Origin of the sequence: Streptomyces sp. CA2R106 (genome assembly GCF_037034245.1) — a bacterium.
GTDB lineage: Bacteria > Actinomycetota > Actinomycetes > Streptomycetales > Streptomycetaceae > Actinacidiphila.
Genome location: NZ_JBAGKC010000011.1, coordinates 1 through 18817, shown reverse-complemented (window position 1 = coordinate 18817; position 18817 = coordinate 1). Strand labels below are relative to the sequence as shown.

The following is an 18817-nucleotide window of genomic DNA, read 5'->3' as shown; positions in this document are numbered from 1 at the left end:
CGCACCCGCCTCCTCAGCCGGACCCTGCCCGGCTGATCCATGACACCCTCAGCGGCAGGCGCCGACAGCGGACGGGGCCGGGGAGGGGTGGTCGTGGGGGTGCGGGGGGTGCTGTTCGATGTGGACGGGACGTTGTTCGACTACGCGGGGGCCGAGGCCGCCGGGCTCCGGGCGCATCTCGGGGCGGAGCCGGTGGCGGGGGTGGGGTCGGCGGGGGAGGCGCTGGTGCGGTGGCGGGAGCTGATGGCCGAGGAGTACGGGCGGTTCCTGGCCGGGGAAGTGGGGTTCGCCGAGCAGCAGCGGGCGCGGGTGCGGCGGTTCCTGGGGCGGCCGGGGCTGTCCGACGAGGAGGCCTCGGCGTGGTTCGGCCGGTACGCGGAGCGGCGGGACCTGGCCGGGGCGGCCTTCGCGGACGCCGAACCGGTGCTGCGGCGGCTCGCCGCGGACTACCGGCTCGGGGTGGTCTCGAACGCGGGCGCCGAGGGCCAGCGCCACAAGCTCGCCGCGGTCGGCCTGCTGCCCTACCTGCGCGGGGCGTTCGTCTGCTGTGACGAGTACGGCGCCGCCAAGCCCGCGGCCGGGATCTTCCACGCCGCCTGCGCCGCCCTGGGCCTGCCGCCCGGGCAGGTCGCGTACGTCGGCGACGACTACACCGCGGACGCGCTGGGCGCGCGCGACGCGGGCCTGCGGTCGTACTGGCTGTGCCGCGGCGAGCAGCGGCCGGGCGCCGCCGGGCCCGCCTCCGGCGTCCACGTCCTGCGCACCCTGCACGCCCTGCCGGCGGCGCTGGCCGCGCTCGCTGCGCCGACCGGCCCGCACCCCCGCAGGGGCGAAAAGGGCGCGATCCGGGGGCGGGGGAGCGGGTAGAGTCCGCGGTCTGATGAGCGCGACACTTGTAGCGAAGAACCTCGCGGCCGGGCACGGCGACCGGGCACTGTTCAGCGGCCTCGACCTGGTGGTCGCCGGAGGCGACGTGGTGGGGCTGGTGGGGGCCAACGGCGCCGGCAAGTCCACGCTGCTGCGGCTGCTCGCCGGACTCGGCACCCCCGAGGAGGGCTCGGTGCGGCGCTCGCCCGCCACCGCGAACATCGGGTACCTGCCGCAGGAACCCGACCGCAGGGAGGGCGAGACCGTACGGGCGTTCCTGGCCCGCCGCACCGGCGTCGCGGCCGCGCAGGCCGCGCTGGACGCCGCCACCCAGGCGCTGGTCGACGAGGCGCCCGGCGCCGACGACGCCTACGCCGAGAGCCTGGACCGCTGGCTGGACCTCGGCGGCGCCGACCTGGACGAGCGGGCCGAGGAGGCCGCGGGCTCCCTCGGCCTCGGGGTGGACCTCGACACGCAGATGCGGGCGCTGTCCGGCGGCCAGGCCGCCCGCGCCGGGCTCGCCTCGCTCCTGCTCAGCCGCTACGACGTCTTCCTCCTCGACGAGCCCACCAACGACCTGGACCTGGCCGGCCTGGAACGCCTGGAGAAGTTCGTCACCGGCCTGCGCGCCGGCACCGTCCTGGTCAGCCACGACCGCGAGTTCCTGGCCCGCACCGTCAACCGCGTCGTCGAACTCGACCTCGCCCAGCAGCAGGTGGCCAGTTACGGCGGCGGCTACGCGGCCTACCTGGAGGAGCGGGAGACCGCCCGCCGCCACGCCCGCGAGGAGTACGACGAGTACGCCGACACGAAGGCGGGCCTGGAGGCCCGGGCCCGGATGCAGCGCGGCTGGATGGACAAGGGCCTGCGCAACGCCGTCCGCAAGCAGCCCGACAACGACAAGATCGCCCGCAAGGCGCGCACCGAGGGCAGCGAGAAGCAGGCCGCCAAGGCCCGCCAGACCGACCGGATGATCGAGCGGCTGGAGGTCGTGGAGGAGCCCCGCAAGGAGTGGGAGCTGCGGATGGAGATCGCCGCCGCGCCCCGTTCCGGCGCCGTGGTCGCCACCCTGCGGCAGGCCCGGGTCCGGCGCGGCGACTTCACCTTCGGGCCGGTCGACCTCCAGATCGACTGGGCGGACCGGGTGGCGATCACCGGCGCCAACGGCGCGGGCAAGTCCACCCTGCTCGCCGCCCTCCTCGGGCGGCTCCCGCTGGACGAGGGCCACGCCTCGCTCGGCCCGGGCGTGGTGGTCGGCGAGATCGACCAGGCCCGCGGGCTCTTCCGCGGCGACGCCACCCTGCTCGACGCCTTCCGGGTGCCCGCGCCCGACCTCGAGCCCGCCGAGATCCGCACCCTGCTTGCCAAGTTCGGCCTCAAGGCCGCGCACGTGCTGCGCCCGGCCGCCACGCTCTCCCCGGGCGAGCGCACCCGCGCCGCCCTCGCCCTGCTCCAGGCCCGCGGCGTGAACCTCCTGGTCCTCGACGAGCCCACCAACCACCTCGACCTGCCCGCGATCGAGCAGTTGGAGTCCGCGCTCGCCTCCTACGAGGGCACGCTCCTGCTCGTCACCCACGACCGCCGCATGCTGGAGGCGGTGCACACCACCCGCCGGATCGAGGTCGACGGCGGCCGCGTCACGGAAGCCTGACCCCCGGCCCGCCGACCGGACGCAAGCGGCGGGCGGGGACCGCGGCGGGTCACCAACTCGGCATCACCGCCGCGGGGTAGCGCGAACCGGCCGCGCCGTGCGGCAGGATCTGCCGGATCTCGGCCAGGTCGGCCGCGGTCAGCTCGACCGCGGCCGCCGCGGTGTTCTCCGCCACCCGGCGCGGGCTGCGGGTGCCCGGGATCGGCACGATGTCCGGGCCCTGGGCCAGCAGCCAGGCCAGTGCGAGCTGCGTCACCGTGGCGCCCTTGCGCTCCGCGAGGGCGCCCAGCGCCCGGACCGCGGCCGCGTTGCGCTCGTAGTTGCCCGGCTGCCAGCGGTCGTCCCAGCTGCGCATGTCGTCCGCCGGGTAGTCCGCGGCCGGCTTCCACGCGCTGGTGAGGAACCCGCGGCCCAGCGGGGAGTACGGCACGAAGCCGATGCCCAGCTCGCGCACCACCGGCAGTACGTCGGCCTCCACGGCCCGCTCGAAGAGCGAGTACTCCGTCTGGAGGACCGACACCGGGTGCTCCGCGTGCGCGCGCCGGATGGTCTCCGGGCCCGCCTCGCTGAGCCCGAGGAAGCGCACCTTGCCTTCGGCGATCAGCTCGCCGACCGTGCCGGCCACGTCCTCGATGGGGACGTCCGGGTCGACCCGGTGCTGGTAGAGCACGTCGATGCGGTCCGTGCCGAGGTGGCGCAGGCTGTTCTCGGCGACCTCGCGGATGTGCTCGGGCCGGCTGTCCAGCGCGGTGCCGTACCGCTGTGGGTCGCTGAGGTCGAAGCCGAACTTGGTGGCGAGCACCACCTCGTCGCGGAAGCCCCGCACCGCGTCGCCGAGCAGGCGCTCGTTGGAGCCGTCGCCGGTGTTGTACAGCTCGGCGGTGTCGAAGAGGGTGACGCCGAGCTCCCACGCCCGGCGGATGGTCGCGGCGCCGTCCGCCGCGTCGCCGCCCGGGCCGTACGCCATCGTCATGCCCATGGTGCCGAGCCCGATCGCGCCGACCTGAAGGCCCTGCGTGCCGAGCCGGCGCTGAGGCAGCCGTCCGCTGCCGGAGCTGCCGGAGCTGTCGGAGTTGCCGGGGGAGCCCGCCGGGTTGCCCGTGCCGTTCATCTGGTCCTGGCCGCGCACGTCGCCCGTGCCGGCCTTGTCGCTGTGTGCCATACCTCCACGCTAGGAAGACACCCGCTGCGCCGCATGGGGCGCTGATCGCATATTCTTGCCTGATCCTCTCAAGCAGGGGGCGCTCGTACGACGGCGCAGGAGCCCGGCATGGACCAACTCGCGGCGGCGATCGCCCGCCACAGCGCAGGCGGCTACGGCAGCGCAGGCAGTGGCGGCAGTCCGGACGGCGTCGGCAGCGGGGGCGACACGCAGGTGCCGCGCCTGACCCTCGTCGCCCTCGACGAGCCCGTACCCCCGGCGGACCTGCTCTACGAGCCGATGATCTGCTTCATCGCCGAAGGCGCCAAGCACTCCGCCGCGGGCGAGCGCAGCTGGCGCACCCGGCGCGGCGAGATGTTCCTCAACGCCCTGGTGCTGCCGGTCACGGTCGTCTTCGAACGCCTCCCGTACCGCGCCGCGGTGATGCGGCTGGACGGCGGCGTGCTCGCGGACCTGCTGCTGGAACTGGACGGCGCCGGCGGGCCGCCGCCCCCGCCGGTGCCCGCCGCCTTCGAGGGGCAGGTCTCCGCGCCGATGACCCCGCAGGTCGTGGACGCGGTCACCCGCTGGGTGCGACTGCTGGACACCCCCGGCGACATCCGCGCGCTCGCCCCCAGAGTCGAGGCGGAGATCCTCTACCGGCTGCTCGGCAGCCCGCTCGGCCCGATGCTGCGCCGGCTGGCCACGGCCGGCACGGCCGCCGCCAGGGTGCGCGCGGCCGCCGCGTGGATCAGCGCGCACTTCCGCGAACCGCTCACCGTGGAGGCGGTCGCCGCCGTCGCGCACATGAGCCCCGCCACGCTGCACCGGCACTTCAAGGCGGCCACCGGCATGGGGCCGCTGCGCTTCCAGAAGGACCTGCGGCTCCAGGAGGCCCGCCGCCGCCTGGTGTCCGGCGACGCCACCGCTGCCATGGTCGCCGAGGCGGTCGGCTACGCCAGCGCCACCCAGTTCAGCCGCGAGTACCGCCGCCGCTACGGCCTGCCGCCCGCGCGTGACGCGGTCCGGCTGCGCGCCCGCATGGCCGCGCCCGCCCCGCCCCGCCCCGGCACCTGACGGGCACCTGACGGCCAGGACGGCCCCGGACGGCCCCGGACATGGTCACGTGGTCCGGGTCGCCTCGCAGGCGACCCGGACCACGTGGTCTACGGTGCGGCGGACCGCGGTGGGTTCAGACGGTCAGCTGACGTTGACCGCCGTGTCGTCCAGCAGGAAGGACGTGGCGAGCGAGGAGTCCTCGGCGCCGGTGAACTTCAGCGTGAAGGTCTTGCCGATCTGCGAGGACACGTCGATCGTCTTCAGCACGTAGCCGCTGGAGGCGTTGACGTTGGAGTACGTGGCGAGGGTGGTGGAACCGGCCGCGACGGTGAACTTGTCGTAGGCGGTCGAGCCGCTCTCGTCGGTGCTGATGTAGACGTAGAAGCTCAGGCTCGCGCTGGTGCAGGTCGACGGGATGGTCACCGACTGGGAGAGCGTGTCGGTGTGGGTGGAGCCGTAGCCGTCGAACCACGCCTTGTACGAGCCGCTGTGCGCCGGGGCGTCGGTGCTGCTGTCGATGACGCCGGAGGACGCGGTCCACCCGGTGGCACCGGACTCGAAGCCCGGGTTGGTCAGGAGCTGCGTGGCGGTGCAGCCGGTGCCGCCGCCGGAGGTGCTGACCGTCCAGGTGAAGGAGGTCGAGCCGGTGGCGCCGGTGCCGTCGGTGGCGGTGACCGTCACGGACGAGGTGCCCGCGGTGGTCGGGGTGCCGGAGATCAGGCCGGAGGAGCTGATCGACAGGCCGGCCGGCAGGCCGGACGCGCTGTAGCTGAGGGTCTGGCCGGAGGCGGAGTCGCTGCCGCTGATCTGGAGGCTCACCGCGGTGCCGGTCTTGGTGCTCTGGCTGCCGGGGTTGGTGACCGTCACGGTGTTGCCGCCGGTGGAGGTGCCGTTGGTGAAGGCGGCCGTGCCCTTGGGCGTGCCGAGGCCGGTCGGGCCGTCGTAGCCGGTGCCCGCGGTGCACAGGTAGCTGCCGCTGCAGCTGCCGTTGGAGCCGCTGGTCACGTCGTTGAGCGAGCTGGTGTGGGCGTAGGGGTAGGACGCCGGGGTGGTGCCGGAGGCCGGGGTGCCGGCCAGCGCGTAGACCGAGGCGATGATCGGCGACGAGGCGCTGGTGCCGCCGTAGACCTGCCAGCCGCTGGCGCCGTAGGAGTCGTAGACGGCCAGGCCGGTGGCCGGGTCGGCGACCGCGGAGACGTCGGCGATGGTGCGCTTGGAGCAGCCGGTGTCGGTCTGCCAGGTGGGCTTGGCGTCGTAGGACGAGCAGCCGGAGCCGGTGCCCTCGCTGCTGGAGGTGTTCCAGACCGACTCGGTCCAGCCGCGGGTGGTGCCGCTGGCGCGGCTGAGCGCGGTGCCGCCGACGGCGGTGACGTACTTCGACGCCGCCGGGTACTCCGCGCCGTAGCCCTCGTCACCGGAGCTGACGGTGATCGCGACGCCGGGGTGGTTGAAGTACGAGGTGTCGTACGACGTGTCCGAGGAGGACTCGCTGCCGCCGTAGCTGTTGGAGACGTACTTCGCGCCCAGCGACACCGCGGTGTTCACGGCGGTGCCCAGGTTGGTCATGCTCGCGCTGGTCGCCTCGACGAGCAGGATGTGGCACTGCGGGCAGACCGCGCTGACCATGTCGAGGTCGAGCGAGATCTCGCCGGCCCAGCCGGAGTCCGCGCTCGGCAGCGAGGTGGTGCTGCCGCTCTGGCCGACCTTCTTGAAGCAGCCGTTGGCCGTGGTGCAGGACGCCAGCCCGTACTGCGAGCGGTAGGTGGCGAGGTCCGCCTCGGCGTTGGGGTCGTCGTAGGCGTCGACGATCGCCACGGTCTGGCCGGAGCCGCCGCTCGGCAGCGCGTAGGCGCTGGCCAGGTCGGTGGGGCCGTAGCCGGACGGGGTGGCGTTCGGCGTGATGCCGAGGTGGTGCGCGACGTCGGTACGGGCCAGCCCCATGCACGACATCTGGCCGTCGGCCGGCGACGCGCACAGGTGCTGGACGTCCTTGCCCGCGGAGGGGCCGGTGGCGGCGGTGCCGTTGCTGTTCGCGGCGGCGGCCGTGGTGGTGGCGGGCGCCGCGGTGGCGGCGGTGGCGGCGTACATGCCGCCGGTCACGAGCGCGCCCGCGGCGAGGGCCGCGACGGCCGTGCGCCGGAAGGCCCGTCTGAACGGGCCGGTACTGAGCTGCAAGGAACTGCCCTCCATGGGGGGTGTATCGGGCGGACGAGGGCGGCCAGGGCGGATATGTCAAGAGCATGACAACGAACGCCGCGGCGTCGCCTCGACTTCAACGTGGCGCACGTTCACTGGTGGGGCGGAGGTGCGGGGGGTGCGTGGAACTCCGGCGGCCCGAGGGCCCTGGGTGGGGCGAGTGACGCGTGTACAACTCGTGGAACACATGGAGCATGTGTCAACTCGCGTTCACTGACACCCCGTTGAGTGGTGACCAGATGAAGGTAGTGAGGACTATCGTCAAGGAACTACCGGGTGTTGGTAAAGGATTGCTCTTGACTTGACCCCGGGGTGCCACGGGACCGGCACCCGGAGCCACCGGATCGCTTCCGCGGGACGATCTTTGGCGTATACGGTCGGGACTCATGGAGACGGAGGACGGACCGGTCGGCGACCTGGTCGCGCTGGGGCTGGCGCGCTACGAGGCCCGCGTCTACCTCGCCCTGGTCCGCCGCGAGTCCTACACCGCCGCGGAGGTCGCCCGCGAGGCGGACGTGCCCCGGCAGCGGGTCTACGACGTGCTCGACGCGCTGGTCAGGCGGCGGCTGGCGACCACCAGGCCCGGCCGGGTCGCCACCTTCTCCGCGGTCGCGCCCGAACTCGCCGTCGCCCGGCTGATGGCCCACCAGCGCGAGACGCTGGAACGGCTGGACCGGATGTCCTCCGCGCTCACCTCAGCGCTGCTGCCGGTGTGGACCGAGGGGCGCACCCAGACGGTGCCGATGGACTACGTGGAGATCCTGCGCGACCCGAAGTCCATCGCCGAGGCGTTCGCCGACATCCAGGCGCAGGCCCGGCACGAGCTGCTGAGCTTCTGCAAGCCGCCGTTCGTCTCCTCCCCGACCAACGCCACCGGCATCAAGGTCGTACGGCGGATGCGCCGCTCCGGCGGCACGGTCCGGGCGATCTACACCAACGAAGCGCTGGACGACCGCGAAGTGCTGGAGAACGTGCGGAGGTTCGGCGCCGCGGGCGAGGAGAGCCGGTTCGCGGCCGAGCTGCCGCTGAAGCTGGTGGTGGCCGACGCGTCGCTGGTGCTGTGCGACATGCCCGACCCGGTGGCCGGCACCGACGCGACCACCGCGCTCTACATCGAGCACCCCGCGCTCGCCGCGTGCCTGCGGATGGCCTTTCTCACGGTGTGGGAGAGCGCGCGGTCCGCGGCGACCGACCCGGCCTGACCGCCCCCGCCCGACCGCCCCGCCCGACCGCCCCGCGCGGCGCCACGCACCCGGCGGCCGGGCGCCAACGCCGGACGCGCCCAGGTCCGGGAGCTACAGTGACGGCGTGGCCGTGTTCCTGCTGGGCGTGGGTGCCGCCTGCTGCCTGGGTCTGGGATTCGTGTTGCAGCAGCGCGCGGCCGCCCGTGCCCCGCGGTCGGACATCCTGACCTTCCGGCTGCTGCTCGACCTGATCCGGATGCCCGACTGGCTGATGGGCGTCGGCTTCATGGTCGCCGGGCAGGTGCTCAGCGCCGTCGCGCTCACCCATGGCGAGGTCTCGCTCGTCGAGCCGCTCACCGCGACCAACCTGCTCTTCGCGATGGCGCTGTCGCGCTGGCTGACCCGGCAGCCCCTGGGGTGGAGCGGCTGGGGCGGGGTGGCGCTGCTCGCGCTCGGGGTGACCGCCTTCATCGTCGCCGGGCAGCCGCACGGCGGCGGGCACGTCGCGAGCGCGCTGCGGCACTGGCTGGTCTTCGGGATCGTGGCCGGGCTGGCGGTGCTGGTCACCCTCTACGCCAAGGGGTTGCAGCCGTCCTCGGAGGCCACCTTCCTCGCGCTCGCCGCCGGACTGATCTACGGGTTGCAGGACGCGCTCACCCGGATCTGCGGGTCCATCGCGGAGGACGACGGGGTCGCGCAGCTCCTGGTGAGCTGGCAGCCCTACGGTGTGCTCGTCATCGGGATCACCGGGATACTGCTGGTCCAGTCGGCGTTCGAGGCGGCGCCGCTGCGGATGTCGCTGCCCGCGCTCACCGCGGCGCAGCCGCTGGCCGGGATCGCGTGCGGGATCGGGTTCCTCGGGGACCAGATCCGGGTCACGCCGCTGGCGCTCGCCTTCCAGGCGGCCGGGCTGGCGGCGGTGGTCGTCGGGGTGCTGCTGCTCGGGCGGCACCCGGCGATGCCGCAGGGGCCGCAGCGACGCGAGCGCCGAGGCGCAACGCGGGTCGCGTAGCGGGCCGCCCGCCCCCGCCGCGCCGGGTTTCCGGCGGCGGGCCGGTTCGTGGGGCGGTCGCGCGGTACGGGCTCGGGCCGGTATTCGGGCTCACCGGTGGTGTCGGCTGGGCGCGCAGTTCCCCGCGCCCCTTCGGCTTCGCGCCGTTCTGGCTGGGTGGGGTTTCCGGCCGCGGGCCGGTTGGTGGCTGGGCGCGCAGTTCCCCGCGCCCCTGGGGTGCCGTTTGGTCAGGGGGTCCAGGTGAAGGTGGGGGTGCGGCCGGTGAGGAAGGCGGTGGCGCCCTCGTCGGTGTCGGGGGTGGTGGCGGCCTGGTGGGCCCAGTAGGCGGCGCGTTCGGGGGTGGGCGGGCCGGCGGCGAACTCCTTGGCCGCGGTCTGGGTGAGCCGGGAGCGGGTGGTCAGGGTGGCGGCGAAGGCGCGGACACGGGCGTCGAGGTGGTCGGCGTCGGGCAGCACCTCGTCGACCAGGCCGGTGCGCAGCGCCCGCTCGTCGTCGATCAGCTCGGCGGAGAACAGCAGGTACTTCGCGGTGGCGGGACCGGCGACGGCGACCAGGCGCCGGGTGGAGGAGGCGGCGTAGACGATGCCGAGCCGGGCCGGCGTCACCCCGAAGCGCGCCCCCCGCGCGGCGAACCGCAGGTCGCAGGCGACCGCCAGCTGGCAGCCGCCGCCGACGCAGAAGCCGCGGACCGCGGCCACCGTGGGCTTCGGGAAGGCGGCGAGGGCCTCCTCGGCGGCGAGCGCGGCCTCCTGCACCGCCTGCCGCCCCTCGGCGTCGGTCAGCTCGCCGATGTCGGCGCCCGCGCTGAACGCCTCGCCCTCGCCGGTGAGCACCAGCACCCGTACGCCGGGGTCGGCGGCGAGCCCGGCCAGCACCCGGGGCAGCGCCAGCCACATGCCGAGCGTCATGGCGTTGCGCCGGGCGGGGTTGCTGATCGCGACGGTGGCGACGCCGCCCTCGGTGCTCACCAGCAGGCCGGGGCCGAACCGGGACGTCATCTGCTATTCGCTCCTTCGATCGGTGCACATGCACCGACCAGGTGCAGCCGGTCGATCCTAACCACGCGTGTCGCCCCGGCCTCGACCGCCCCAACCACGCACCCGGCGGTCGGAAGGGGCGCCCCCGGCGATCCCCGCCGGTCCGACCCGGTCGGGAAACGCGCAAAGTCGCGGATTTGCGGTCTCCCGCATGTGCGGGTCGCAAGGGCGCGGACACTCGACGGGTGAGGTCGATTCTCCCGGTCCCCCCGGTGCGCCCGTTTTCCCCGGCGCGCGCGGCGGGCATGTCGGCAGGCCCTGTCGGACGAGGTCACGCGAAAGCGATGGTGGGTGCGGTCATGGAGGTCCGCGGGAGTGTCCCGCTCGGTCAGGCCCCGATCCCTGCTCCGGTGCCGGTGCCCCGGCCGTACGAGGGGGTCTGGCGGTTCACCGCCCCCACGGTCGACGCCTCGGTGCCCGAGGTGCGGCACGGCGTACGCGCGCTGGTGCGGGAACAGGGCGTCCCCATCGACGACGACATGCTCTTCGGCCTGCTGCTGATCGTCTCCGAGCTGGTCACCAACGCGGTGAAGCACGCCGCGGTGCTCTCCGCGGAGTTCGCGGTGGAGCTCGCGGTGGGGCCGGAGTGGATCAGGATCGCGGTGGAGGACAACCACCCGTACCGGCCGAAGGCGCTGGAGGCCGACCACGGGCGCACCGGCGGGCGCGGCCTGGTGCTGGTCAAGACGATCACCGACGAGGCGGGCGGCTCCTGCGACATCGCCAAGACCCCGACCGGCGGGAAGGTGGTCTGGGCCGCGCTCCCGCTGCGCGCGCCCCGGTACTGACCGCCACGGCAGCCGCAGGGCCGCAGGCCGGGCGGTGCAGGAACGGTACGGCAAGGGCGCGGCCGGGGACTCCCGGCCGCGCCCTTCCACGCGTCGCGGCGCCGCGCGGGGCGCCGTACGGCGGCTCTACCAGCCCGCGGCCGCCCCGGTCACCTCGCGGACGGCCGGCAGCGCCGCGTCCAGCACCGTCTGGAACCACGCCGAGAACGGGCCCTCCGTACGCAGCTTCGCCAGCTCCTCCGGGGTGACGAAGACGGTCTCGCCGATCTCCGCCGGGTCCGGCCGCAGCGGGGCGCGGACCACGCCGACGTAGAGGTGGTTGTACTCCTGCTCGACCAGGCCCGAGGCCGGGTCCGGGTGGTTGTAGCGGACGGTGCCCGCCTCGCGCATGAGCACGGGGGCGACGCCCAGCTCCTCGGCGGTGCGCCGGGCCGCGGCCACGAACGGCTGCTCGTCGGGGTAGGGGTGCCCGCAGCAGGTGTTGGACCACACGCCGGGGGAGTGGTACTTGCTCAGGGCCCGGCGCTGGAGCAGCAGCCGGCCCTCGTCGTCGAAGAGGAAGACCGAGAACGCCCGGTGCAGCCGGCCGGGTGCGAGGTGTGCCGACAGCTTCTCCGCCGTGCCGATGGTGACGCCGTCCTCGTCGACGAGTTCGAGCATGATCGGTTCTTCGACCCCGGTCGGGGCCGCCACGGGGGAGGGGGAGCCGGGTCGGGCGGTGGCAGGACTGGTGGGCATTTCCATCCTTCGCGTTCGACGACGAGTTCTTAGTCTGCCGCACGTCCGGCGCGCCGCCGCGCGCGCACCGCCCTGGCCGTACCGGCGTGCGGAAGGCCCGCGGGGGTCAGCCGGCGGTGGCGGGCGCCGCTGCCCGCCGGCGGGAGGCCGTCACGCTGAGGTGGAGGGCCGTCACCGGCACATGCCTGGTTCGTGCGCGGCGTGCCCGGCCGGTTCGAGCTGGAAGGTGCAGTGCGCCACGTCGAAGTGCGCGCCGAGGCAGCCCTGGAGGTCGTGCAGCATCTTCTCGTACCCCACCGCGTCCAGGACGTCCTGGCTGACCACCACGTGCGCGGACAGCACCGGCAGGCCCGAGGTGATGGTCCAGGCGTGCAGGTCGTGCAGCCCCTCGACGCCCGCCAGCCCCTCGATGTGGCGGCGCACCTGCCGCATGTCCACCCCGCGCGGCGCCGCCTCCAGCAGCACGTCCAGCGCCTCCCGCATCAGCTGCCAGGTGCGCGGCACGATCAGCACGCCGATCAGCAGCGAGGCCACCGCGTCGGCCTGCCGCCAGCCGCTGACCAGGTAGACCGCGGCGGCGGCCACCACCGCGAGCGACCCGAACGCGTCGGAGAGCACCTCCAGGAAGGCGGCGCGCACGTTGAGGCTCTCCTTCTGCCCGGCCATCAGCACCACCAGCGACACCGAGTTCGCCACCAGGCCGATCACACCGAAGACGATGGTCGGCCCGCCGTCGATGCCGTGCGGGGTGATCAGGCGGCGGATGCCCTCGTAGAAGATGAAGACGCCGACGGCGAGCAGCAGCAGGGCGTTGAGCCCGGCGGCCAGGATCTCCGCGCGGGCGTAGCCGAAGGTGCGGCGCTCGCTCGGCGGACGGGCCGCGACATGGACGGCGAGCAGCGCCATCGCCAGGCCGACCGCGTCGGTGGCCATGTGGCCCGCGTCGGCGAGCAGCGCGAGCGAGCCGGTGAGCAGGCTGCCGGCCACCTCGGTGGCCAGGACCAGCAGCGTGATCGACAGCGCGATCCGCAGCCGGCCGCGGTGCGCCCCGCCCGCGGTCGCCAGGCCGTGGCTGTGCCCGTGCCCGTGCCCGTGCCCATGACCGTGCCCGCGGCCCTGGGCCTGGCCGTCGCCGCCTGCGGCCCCCTGGCCCGGTCCGTGGTGGTGGCCGATCCCTGCCCCCATCGGCGGGGCCCCCTTCCGCATCTCCCGGTGTCCGCTGAACGCCCGCTCGCGTGGTCCGGCGGCCAGTCAACACCGGTTACCCACCGTGGGCAAGCCGATACTGGAGACCGTTGTCATGTGCGGTGACCTGCGGTGGTGAGGTGACCCTCAGCTGTCGCGGAGGGTCACCCGAAAGGGTGGCGGAAGGCGGGTCCGCCCCAATGTTGTGGCAGGCGACCGGAATCGAGGATGATGATCACACCGGACGGGCCAAGTTCAGGCGAACACGCAGTGAACGACTGCCGACCCGCATCCGATAACCTCGCCGTCGTGTTTCCGGCCCGCAGCCGCCCGCCGCGGCCACGTCGGTGCGCCTTCGTACGTATTCAGGGAGTGGGTTCCTCTGCCGACCGCAATTCTCACCGGCCCGCCCGCCGCCGGGACGCCGTCGCCGCTCGCGGACGACCTGCGGGCCCTGGGATTCCAGGTGGTCGAGGCCGACGGGCCGCAGGCCGTGGCCGCGCACGTCGCCGACGCGCCGCCCGCCGAGCGCGTCGCGGTCGTCGACCGCCGCTTCCGCGGCCACCGCCACGCCCTGCGCCTGGCGCTGACCGACCCCCGCTTCGACGCCGGCGCCGTGCCCGGCGCGCTCGCCGTGCAGGCCGCCGCCCGGCCCGCGCTGACCCGGGCGCTCGGCGCGCTGGCCGGCGAGGGCGCCGCAGGCCGCTCCGCAGCGCCCGGCGGCGCCACCGCCACCGTCGCCTCCGGCGCCGTCCTCGCCGACGCGCTCGCCGAGGAGCTCGGCCGCCAGGGCGCCGAACCGTACCGGCCCGAACTGGGCGTGCTGGTCGCCAGGGTGGCCCGCACCCCGCAGGAGCAGGCCGCCGCGGCCGACGCCGTCGCCGACGTCGACGAGGAAGCGGTCCGGCTGCGCAGCGCGGTCAAGTCCCGCGACGGCTTCTTCACCACCCACTTCATCAGCCCGTACTCCCGCTACATCGCGCGCTGGTGCGCCCGGCGCGGCCTGACCCCCAACCAGGTCACCACCGCCTCGCTGCTGGTCGCGCTGATCGCCGCCGGGTGCGCGGCCACCGGCACCCGCGCCGGCTACGTCGCCGCGGGCGTGCTGCTGCTCGCCTCGTTCGTCCTGGACTGCACCGACGGCCAGCTCGCCCGCTACTCGCTCCAGTACTCCACCCTCGGCGCCTGGCTCGACGCGACCTTCGACCGCGCCAAGGAGTACGCCTACTACGCGGGCCTGGCGCTGGGCGCGGCCCGCGGCGGCCACGACGACGTGTGGGCCCTCGCGCTGGGCGCGATGGTGCTCCAGACCTGCCGGCACGTCGTGGACTTCGCCTTCAACGAGGCCAACCACGACGCCGCCGCCAACACCAGCCCCACCGCCGCCCTGTCCGGGCGGCTGGACAGCGTCGGCTGGACGGTGTGGGTGCGCCGGATGATCGTGCTGCCGATCGGCGAGCGCTGGTTCCTCATCGCGGTCCTCACCGCCGCCACCACCCCCCGGATCACCTTCGTGGTGCTGCTGATCGGCTGCGGCCTGGCCGCCTGCTACACCACCGCCGGCCGGGTGCTGCGCTCCCTGACCAGGAAGGCCCAGCGCACCGACCGCGCCGCCCGGGCGCTCGCCGACCTCGCCGACAGCGGCCCGCTCGCCGAAGCGGTGGCGCGCGCCACCGCGCCGCTCGCGCGCCGGCTGCCCGCCGTCGCGCCGCCGCTGCTCGCCGCGATCGGCGCCGGCGCCCTGACCGCGACCGCGGCGCTGGCCGCCCGCGGCTCCTGGTGGGTCGTCGCGGCCGCCGCGCTCTACGTCGTGACCAGCGGGATATCCGTCGCCCGCCCGCTGAAGGGCGCGCTGGACTGGCTGGTCCCGCCGTTCTTCCGGGCCGGCGAGTACGGCGCCGTGCTGGCACTGGCGGCCGTCTCCGAGGTGAACGGGGCGTTGCCCGCCGCCTTCGGGCTGGTGGCCGCGGTCGCCTACCATCACTACGACACGGTGTACCGCATCCGCGGCGGCACCGGGGCCCCGCCCCGCGCACTGGTGCGGGCGGCGGGCGGCCACGAGGGCCGGGCGCTGCTGGTGGCCGTGCTGTCGGCGGCCCTGGTCGCGGGCGCGCACCGGCACGGCTTCACCGTCGCGCTGACGGTGCTCGCCGCCGTACTCGCGCTGCTGGTCCTCACCGAGAGCATCCGCTTCTGGGTGTCCTCGGGGGCACCCGCCGTACACGACGAGTCAGGAGAACCCACATGATCGGCCTGGTGCTGGCGGCAGGCGCAGGACGGCGCCTGCGGCCGTACACGGACACGCTGCCGAAGGCGCTGGTGCCGGTCGGGCCGGACGGCGCGGCGGACGGCCCCACCGTGCTCGACCTCACGCTGGGCAACTTCGCGGCGGTCGGCCTCACCCGCGCCGCGGTGGTCGTCGGCTACCGCAAGGAGGCGGTGTACGCCCGCAAGGAGGCCCTGGAGGCCCGCTACGGCGTCGAGCTGACCCTCATCGACAACGACAAGGCCGAGGAGTGGAACAACGCCTACTCCCTGTGGTGCGCGCGCGACGTGCTCCACGAGGGAGTGATTCTGGCCAACGGCGACACCGTCCACCCGGTCTCCGTCGAGCAGACCCTGCTGGCCGCCCGCGGTGACGGCCGCCGGGTCATCCTCGCGCTGGACACCGTCAAGAAGCTCGCCGACGAGGAGATGAAGGTCGTCGCCGAGCCCGGCCGCGGGGTGCGCCGGATCACCAAGCTGATGGACCCGGCCGAGGCCACCGGCGAGTACATCGGCGTCACCCTCATCGAGGCCGACGCCGCCGCCGACCTCGCCGACGCGCTCAAGGCCACCTACGAGCGCGACCCCGACCTGTACTACGAGGACGGCTACCAGGAAATGGTCCACCGCGGCCACACCCTGGACGTGGCGCCGGTCGGCGACATCCCCTGGGTCGAGATCGACAACCACGCCGACCTCGCCCGCGGACGGGAGATCGCGTGCCAGTACTGACCCGGCTGATCCCCTCGCCGGTCGTCGTCGACATCCGCGGCGGCGCCCTCGCCGACCTCTCCCAGCTCCTGGCCGACGAGCGGATCTCGCCGTCCGGCAAGATCGCCATAGCCGTCAGCGACGGCTCCGGCACCCGCCTGAGCGAGCGGCTGGCCCCCGAACTGCCGGGCGCCGCCTGGTTCCCGGTGGCCGGCGGCACCATCGACGCCGCCGTCAAGCTCGCCGACGCCATGCGCGGCGAGCGCTACGACGCGGTGGTCGCGCTGGGCGGCGGGAAGATCATCGACGCCGCGAAGTACGCCGCGGCCCGGGTCGGGCTGCCGCTGGTCGCGGTCGCCACCAACCTCTCGCACGACGGCATCTGCTCGCCGGTCTCCACCCTCGACAACGACAACGGCCGCGGCTCGTACGGCGTGCCCGGCCCGATCGCGGTCGTCATCGACCTGGACGTCATCCGCGAGGCCCCGGACCGCTACCTGCGGGCCGGCATCGGCGACGCGGTCTCCAACCTCTCCGCCCTCGCCGACTGGGAGCTGTCGCACCGCGAGACCGGCGAGCGGATCGACGGCCTGGCCGCGGCGATGGCGCGCGGCGCGGGCGAGGCGGTGCTGCGCCACCCCGGCACCGTCGCCGACGACGCCTTCCTCGTCACCCTCGCCGAGGGCCTGGTACTCACCGGCATCGCCATGTCCATCAGCGGCGACTCCCGGCCCTCCTCCGGCGCCTGCCACGAGATCAGCCACGCCTTCGACCTGCTCCACCCGCAGCGCGCCGCCGCGCACGGCGAGCAGGTCGGCATCGGCGCCGCCTTCGCGACCTACCTGCGCGGCGCCCGCGAGCAGTCCGCGCTGATCGCCGCCACCCTGCGCCGGCACGGACTGCCGGTGCTGTCCGAGGAGATCGGCTTCTCCGCGCAGGAGTTCGTCGAGGCGGTGCGCTACGCACCGCGGACCCGCCCCGGGCGCTACACGATTCTGGAACACCTCGACCTGTCCGCCACCGACATCAGGGACGCGTACGCCGACTATGCCAAAACCATCAGTAGCTGAGCTGCGCCCCGTCGTTCACCCGGCGGGCGTCAAGGACCGGCGCAGCGGCGAGCACTGGGCCGGCCGGCTGTACATGCGCGAGGTGTCGCTGCGCATCGACCGCCACCTGGTGAACACCCGCGTCACGCCCAACCAGCTGACCTACCTGATGACCGTGTGCGGCGCGCTCGCCGCACCGGCCCTGCTGGTGCCCGGCATAGCCGGCGCCGTGCTCGGCGTGGTCGCCGTCCAGCTCTACCTGCTGCTGGACTGCGTCGACGGCGAGATCGCCCGCTGGAAGAAGCAGTACTCGCTGGCCGGCGTCTACCTCGACCGGGTGGGCGCCTACCTGACGGACGCGGCCGTGCTGGTCGGCTTCGGCATGCGCGCCGCCGACATCTTCGGCAGCGGCCGGATCGACTGGCTGTGGGCGTTCCTCGGCACCCTGGCCGCGCTCGGCGCGGTGCTGATCAAGGCCGAGACCGACCTGGTCGGCGTGGCCCGGCACCAGACCGGGCGGCCGCCGGTCCAGGAGTCGGCCTCCGAGCTGCGCTCGTCCGGGATGGCGCTGGCCCGCCGTGCCGCGTCCGCGCTCCAGTTCCACCGCCTGGTGCTCGGCATCGAGGCGTCGCTGCTCATCCTGGTGCTGGCCGTGATCGACCAGGTCCGCGGCGACCTGTTCTTCACCCGGCTCGGCGTGGCGGTGCTGGCCGCCATCGCCCTGCTCCAGACCCTGCTCCACCTCGTCTCCGTCCTCGCGTCGAGCAGGCTGAAGTGACCGCCCCGCTGACGGTCGGCGCCGTCATCATCACCATGGGCACCCGCCCGGCCGAGCTCCAGGACCTGCTCGATTCCGTCGCCAAGCAGCAGGGCGCCCCGGTGGAGGTGGCGCTCGTCGGCAACGGCTCGCCGCTGCCGGTGATGGAGCGCGAGCACCTGCGCACCGCCGAGCTGCCGGAGAACCTCGGCATCCCCGGCGGCCGCAACGTCGGCGTCGAGCTGTTCGGCCCCGGCGGCCGCGACGTGGACATCGTGATGTACCTCGACGACGACGGCCTGCTGCCCGGCGACGACACCGCCGAGCTGGTCCGCAGGGCCTTCGAGCAGGACCCCGAGCTGGGCATCATCAGCTTCCGGATCGCCGACCCGCAGACCGGTGAGACCCAGCGCCGGCACGTGCCGCGGCTGCGCGCGTCCGACCCGATGCGCAACTCCCGGGTCACCACCTTCCTCGGCGGTGCCAGCGCGGTGCGCACCGAGGTGCTCCGGCAGGTCGGCGGGCTGCCCGAGCAGTTCTTCTACGCGCACGAGGAGACGGATCTGGCCTGGCGGGCGCTGGACGCCGGCTGGATGATCGACTACCGCTCCGACCTGGTGCTGCTGCACCCGGCCACCTCGCCGGCCCGGCACGCGGTCTACCACCGGCTGGTGGCCAGAAACCGCGTGTGGCTGGCCCGGCGCAACTTGCCCTGGCCCCTGGTGCCGGTGTATCTCGGCGTATGGATGGCGCTCACCTTGGTGCGCAGGCCGTCGGGCAGCGCCTTGCGCGCGTGGTTCGGCGGCTTCCGGGAGGGTTGGGCCACTTCGTGCGGACCCCGGCGCCCGATGCGCTGGCGTACGGTGTGGCGGTTGACCCGGCTGGGCCGACCCCCGATCATCTGACAAGCTCGGATCTGAGAGCATCAGGCGCAGTCGGGAACCCCCTGCACCCGGCGCGCATCTTGAGGACGAAAGTGTCAACTGTGAGTGATACAACGCACAATGGCGCGGTCGCCGTCGGCGCCTCGCCGGTGCCCTCGGCCTTCGACGACGGCCTCAGCGCCGCCGAACTCGCCGCCAAGTACGGTCTGTCGGTCAGTGGTGCTCGGCCGGGGTTGTTGGCCTACACGCGGCAGTTGTGGGGTCGGCGACATTTCATCAACGAGTTCGCGAAA

The 18817-nt window shown here is 74.1% G+C and carries 16 protein-coding genes and 1 pseudogene; 12 read left to right on the top strand and 5 right to left on the bottom strand.

The genetic code is table 11. The features are described 5' to 3' along the window. Positions 1-108 precede the first annotated feature (108 nt). A complete protein-coding gene (locus WA788_RS18275) occupies positions 109-867 on the top strand; it encodes an HAD family hydrolase (protein WP_335978578.1) in 759 nt (252 codons plus the stop codon). Between the two features lie 13 nt (positions 868-880). Then, a complete protein-coding gene (locus WA788_RS18270) occupies positions 881-2518 on the top strand; it encodes an ABC-F family ATP-binding cassette domain-containing protein (protein WP_335978576.1) in 1638 nt (545 codons plus the stop codon). Positions 2519-2567: 49 nt separating this feature from the next. Here the strand turns inward: WA788_RS18270 and WA788_RS18265 are convergent, their stop codons facing one another. After that, positions 2568-3680 (bottom strand): aldo/keto reductase, encoded by a 1113-nt coding sequence (locus WA788_RS18265; RefSeq protein WP_335978575.1) that lies wholly within the window; start codon positions 3678-3680, stop codon positions 2568-2570. Positions 3681-3788: 108 nt separating this feature from the next. On the opposite strand from WA788_RS18265, the gene WA788_RS18260 reads away from it, so the two are divergent. Beyond that, a complete protein-coding gene (locus WA788_RS18260; protein WP_335978574.1) occupies positions 3789-4736 on the top strand; it encodes an AraC family transcriptional regulator in 948 nt (315 codons plus the stop codon). Positions 4737-4859: 123 nt separating this feature from the next. Here WA788_RS18260 and WA788_RS18255 read toward each other — a convergent pair whose 3' ends face one another. Continuing rightward, a complete protein-coding gene (locus WA788_RS18255) occupies positions 4860-6908 on the bottom strand; it encodes a putative Ig domain-containing protein (protein WP_335978572.1) in 2049 nt (682 codons plus the stop codon). A 392-nt stretch (positions 6909-7300) separates the two neighbouring features. Here WA788_RS18255 and WA788_RS18250 point away from each other — a divergent pair, with 392 nt between their 5' ends. Together WA788_RS18250 and WA788_RS18245 are read left to right on the top strand one after the other, a co-directional pair. After that, positions 7301-8116, top strand: a complete 816-nt coding sequence (locus tag WA788_RS18250; protein ID WP_335978571.1) for a TrmB family transcriptional regulator — start codon at positions 7301-7303, stop codon at positions 8114-8116. Positions 8117-8222: 106 nt separating this feature from the next. Next, on the top strand, positions 8223-9110 hold the full coding sequence (locus WA788_RS18245; RefSeq protein ID WP_335978569.1) for a DMT family transporter: 888 nt from the start codon (positions 8223-8225) through the stop codon (positions 9108-9110). Between the two features lie 227 nt (positions 9111-9337). On the opposite strand, the gene WA788_RS18240 is transcribed toward WA788_RS18245, so the two are convergent. After that, positions 9338-10108 carry an enoyl-CoA hydratase/isomerase family protein gene (locus tag WA788_RS18240; RefSeq protein WP_335978568.1) on the bottom strand — a complete coding sequence of 257 codons (771 nt, stop codon included), beginning with the start codon at positions 10106-10108 and terminating at the stop codon, positions 9338-9340. 338 nt (positions 10109-10446) lie between these two features. On the opposite strand from WA788_RS18240, the gene WA788_RS18235 reads away from it, so the two are divergent. After that, positions 10447-10935: an ATP-binding protein gene (locus WA788_RS18235; protein ID WP_335978566.1), complete on the top strand. Its 489-nt coding sequence runs from the start codon at positions 10447-10449 to the stop codon at positions 10933-10935. Between the two features lie 126 nt (positions 10936-11061). Here the strand turns inward: WA788_RS18235 and idi are convergent, their stop codons facing one another. Together idi and WA788_RS18225 are read right to left on the bottom strand one after the other, a co-directional pair. Then, on the bottom strand, positions 11062-11673 hold the full coding sequence (gene idi, locus WA788_RS18230; protein ID WP_335978565.1) for an isopentenyl-diphosphate Delta-isomerase: 612 nt from the start codon (positions 11671-11673) through the stop codon (positions 11062-11064). A gap of 171 nt (positions 11674-11844) precedes the next feature. Beyond that, a complete protein-coding gene (locus WA788_RS18225; protein WP_335978563.1) occupies positions 11845-12858 on the bottom strand; it encodes a cation diffusion facilitator family transporter in 1014 nt (337 codons plus the stop codon). Between the two features lie 382 nt (positions 12859-13240). Here WA788_RS18225 and WA788_RS18220 point away from each other — a divergent pair, with 382 nt between their 5' ends. The 6 genes and pseudogenes from WA788_RS18220 to WA788_RS18195 all read left to right on the top strand — a co-directional run. Next, positions 13241-15106, top strand: a complete 1866-nt coding sequence (locus WA788_RS18220; protein WP_335978821.1) for a DUF5941 domain-containing protein — start codon at positions 13241-13243, stop codon at positions 15104-15106. Next, entirely contained in the window at positions 15103-15855 is a 753-nt protein-coding gene (locus WA788_RS18215; RefSeq protein ID WP_335978561.1) for a phosphocholine cytidylyltransferase family protein, read from the top strand. Before WA788_RS18220 ends, WA788_RS18215 begins: the two co-directional genes overlap by 4 nt. Continuing rightward, positions 15843-16904, top strand: coding sequence for an iron-containing alcohol dehydrogenase family protein (locus WA788_RS18210; protein WP_335978559.1), 1062 nt, complete (start codon positions 15843-15845; stop codon positions 16902-16904). Before WA788_RS18215 ends, WA788_RS18210 begins: the two co-directional genes overlap by 13 nt. Next, positions 16882-17661: a CDP-alcohol phosphatidyltransferase family protein gene (locus WA788_RS18205; protein WP_335978556.1), complete on the top strand. Its 780-nt coding sequence runs from the start codon at positions 16882-16884 to the stop codon at positions 17659-17661. The genes WA788_RS18210 and WA788_RS18205 overlap by 23 nt, the downstream gene beginning before the upstream one ends. 8 nt (positions 17662-17669) lie before the next feature. Then, the gene (locus WA788_RS18200) at positions 17670-18545 is read left to right on the top strand and encodes a glycosyltransferase family 2 protein (RefSeq protein ID WP_335978819.1); all 876 of its coding nucleotides are present in this window, start codon (positions 17670-17672) and stop codon (positions 18543-18545) included. Between the two features lie 80 nt (positions 18546-18625). After that, positions 18626-18817: pseudogene (locus tag WA788_RS18195) on the top strand (ABC transporter permease); the annotation flags it as partial.

What these genes read in the sequence shown, in the direction of transcription:
- WA788_RS18270 (WP_335978576.1), top strand. Translation starts at nt 881, where the DNA reads ATGAGCGCGACACTTGTAGCGAAGAACCTCGCGGCCGGGCACGGCGAC.
- WA788_RS18265 (WP_335978575.1), bottom strand. Translation starts at nt 3,680, where the DNA reads ATGGCACACAGCGACAAGGCCGGCACGGGCGACGTGCGCGGCCAGGAC.
- WA788_RS18260 (WP_335978574.1), top strand. Translation starts at nt 3,789, where the DNA reads ATGGACCAACTCGCGGCGGCGATCGCCCGCCACAGCGCAGGCGGCTAC.
- WA788_RS18255 (WP_335978572.1), bottom strand. Translation starts at nt 6,908, where the DNA reads ATGGAGGGCAGTTCCTTGCAGCTCAGTACCGGCCCGTTCAGACGGGCC.
- WA788_RS18250 (WP_335978571.1), top strand. Translation starts at nt 7,301, where the DNA reads ATGGAGACGGAGGACGGACCGGTCGGCGACCTGGTCGCGCTGGGGCTG.
- WA788_RS18240 (WP_335978568.1), bottom strand. Translation starts at nt 10,108, where the DNA reads ATGACGTCCCGGTTCGGCCCCGGCCTGCTGGTGAGCACCGAGGGCGGC.
- WA788_RS18235 (WP_335978566.1), top strand. Translation starts at nt 10,447, where the DNA reads ATGGAGGTCCGCGGGAGTGTCCCGCTCGGTCAGGCCCCGATCCCTGCT.
- idi (WP_335978565.1), bottom strand. Translation starts at nt 11,673, where the DNA reads ATGCCCACCAGTCCTGCCACCGCCCGACCCGGCTCCCCCTCCCCCGTG.
- WA788_RS18225 (WP_335978563.1), bottom strand. Translation starts at nt 12,858, where the DNA reads ATGGGGGCAGGGATCGGCCACCACCACGGACCGGGCCAGGGGGCCGCA.
- WA788_RS18215 (WP_335978561.1), top strand. Translation starts at nt 15,103, where the DNA reads ATGATCGGCCTGGTGCTGGCGGCAGGCGCAGGACGGCGCCTGCGGCCG.
- WA788_RS18205 (WP_335978556.1), top strand. Translation starts at nt 16,882, where the DNA reads ATGCCAAAACCATCAGTAGCTGAGCTGCGCCCCGTCGTTCACCCGGCG.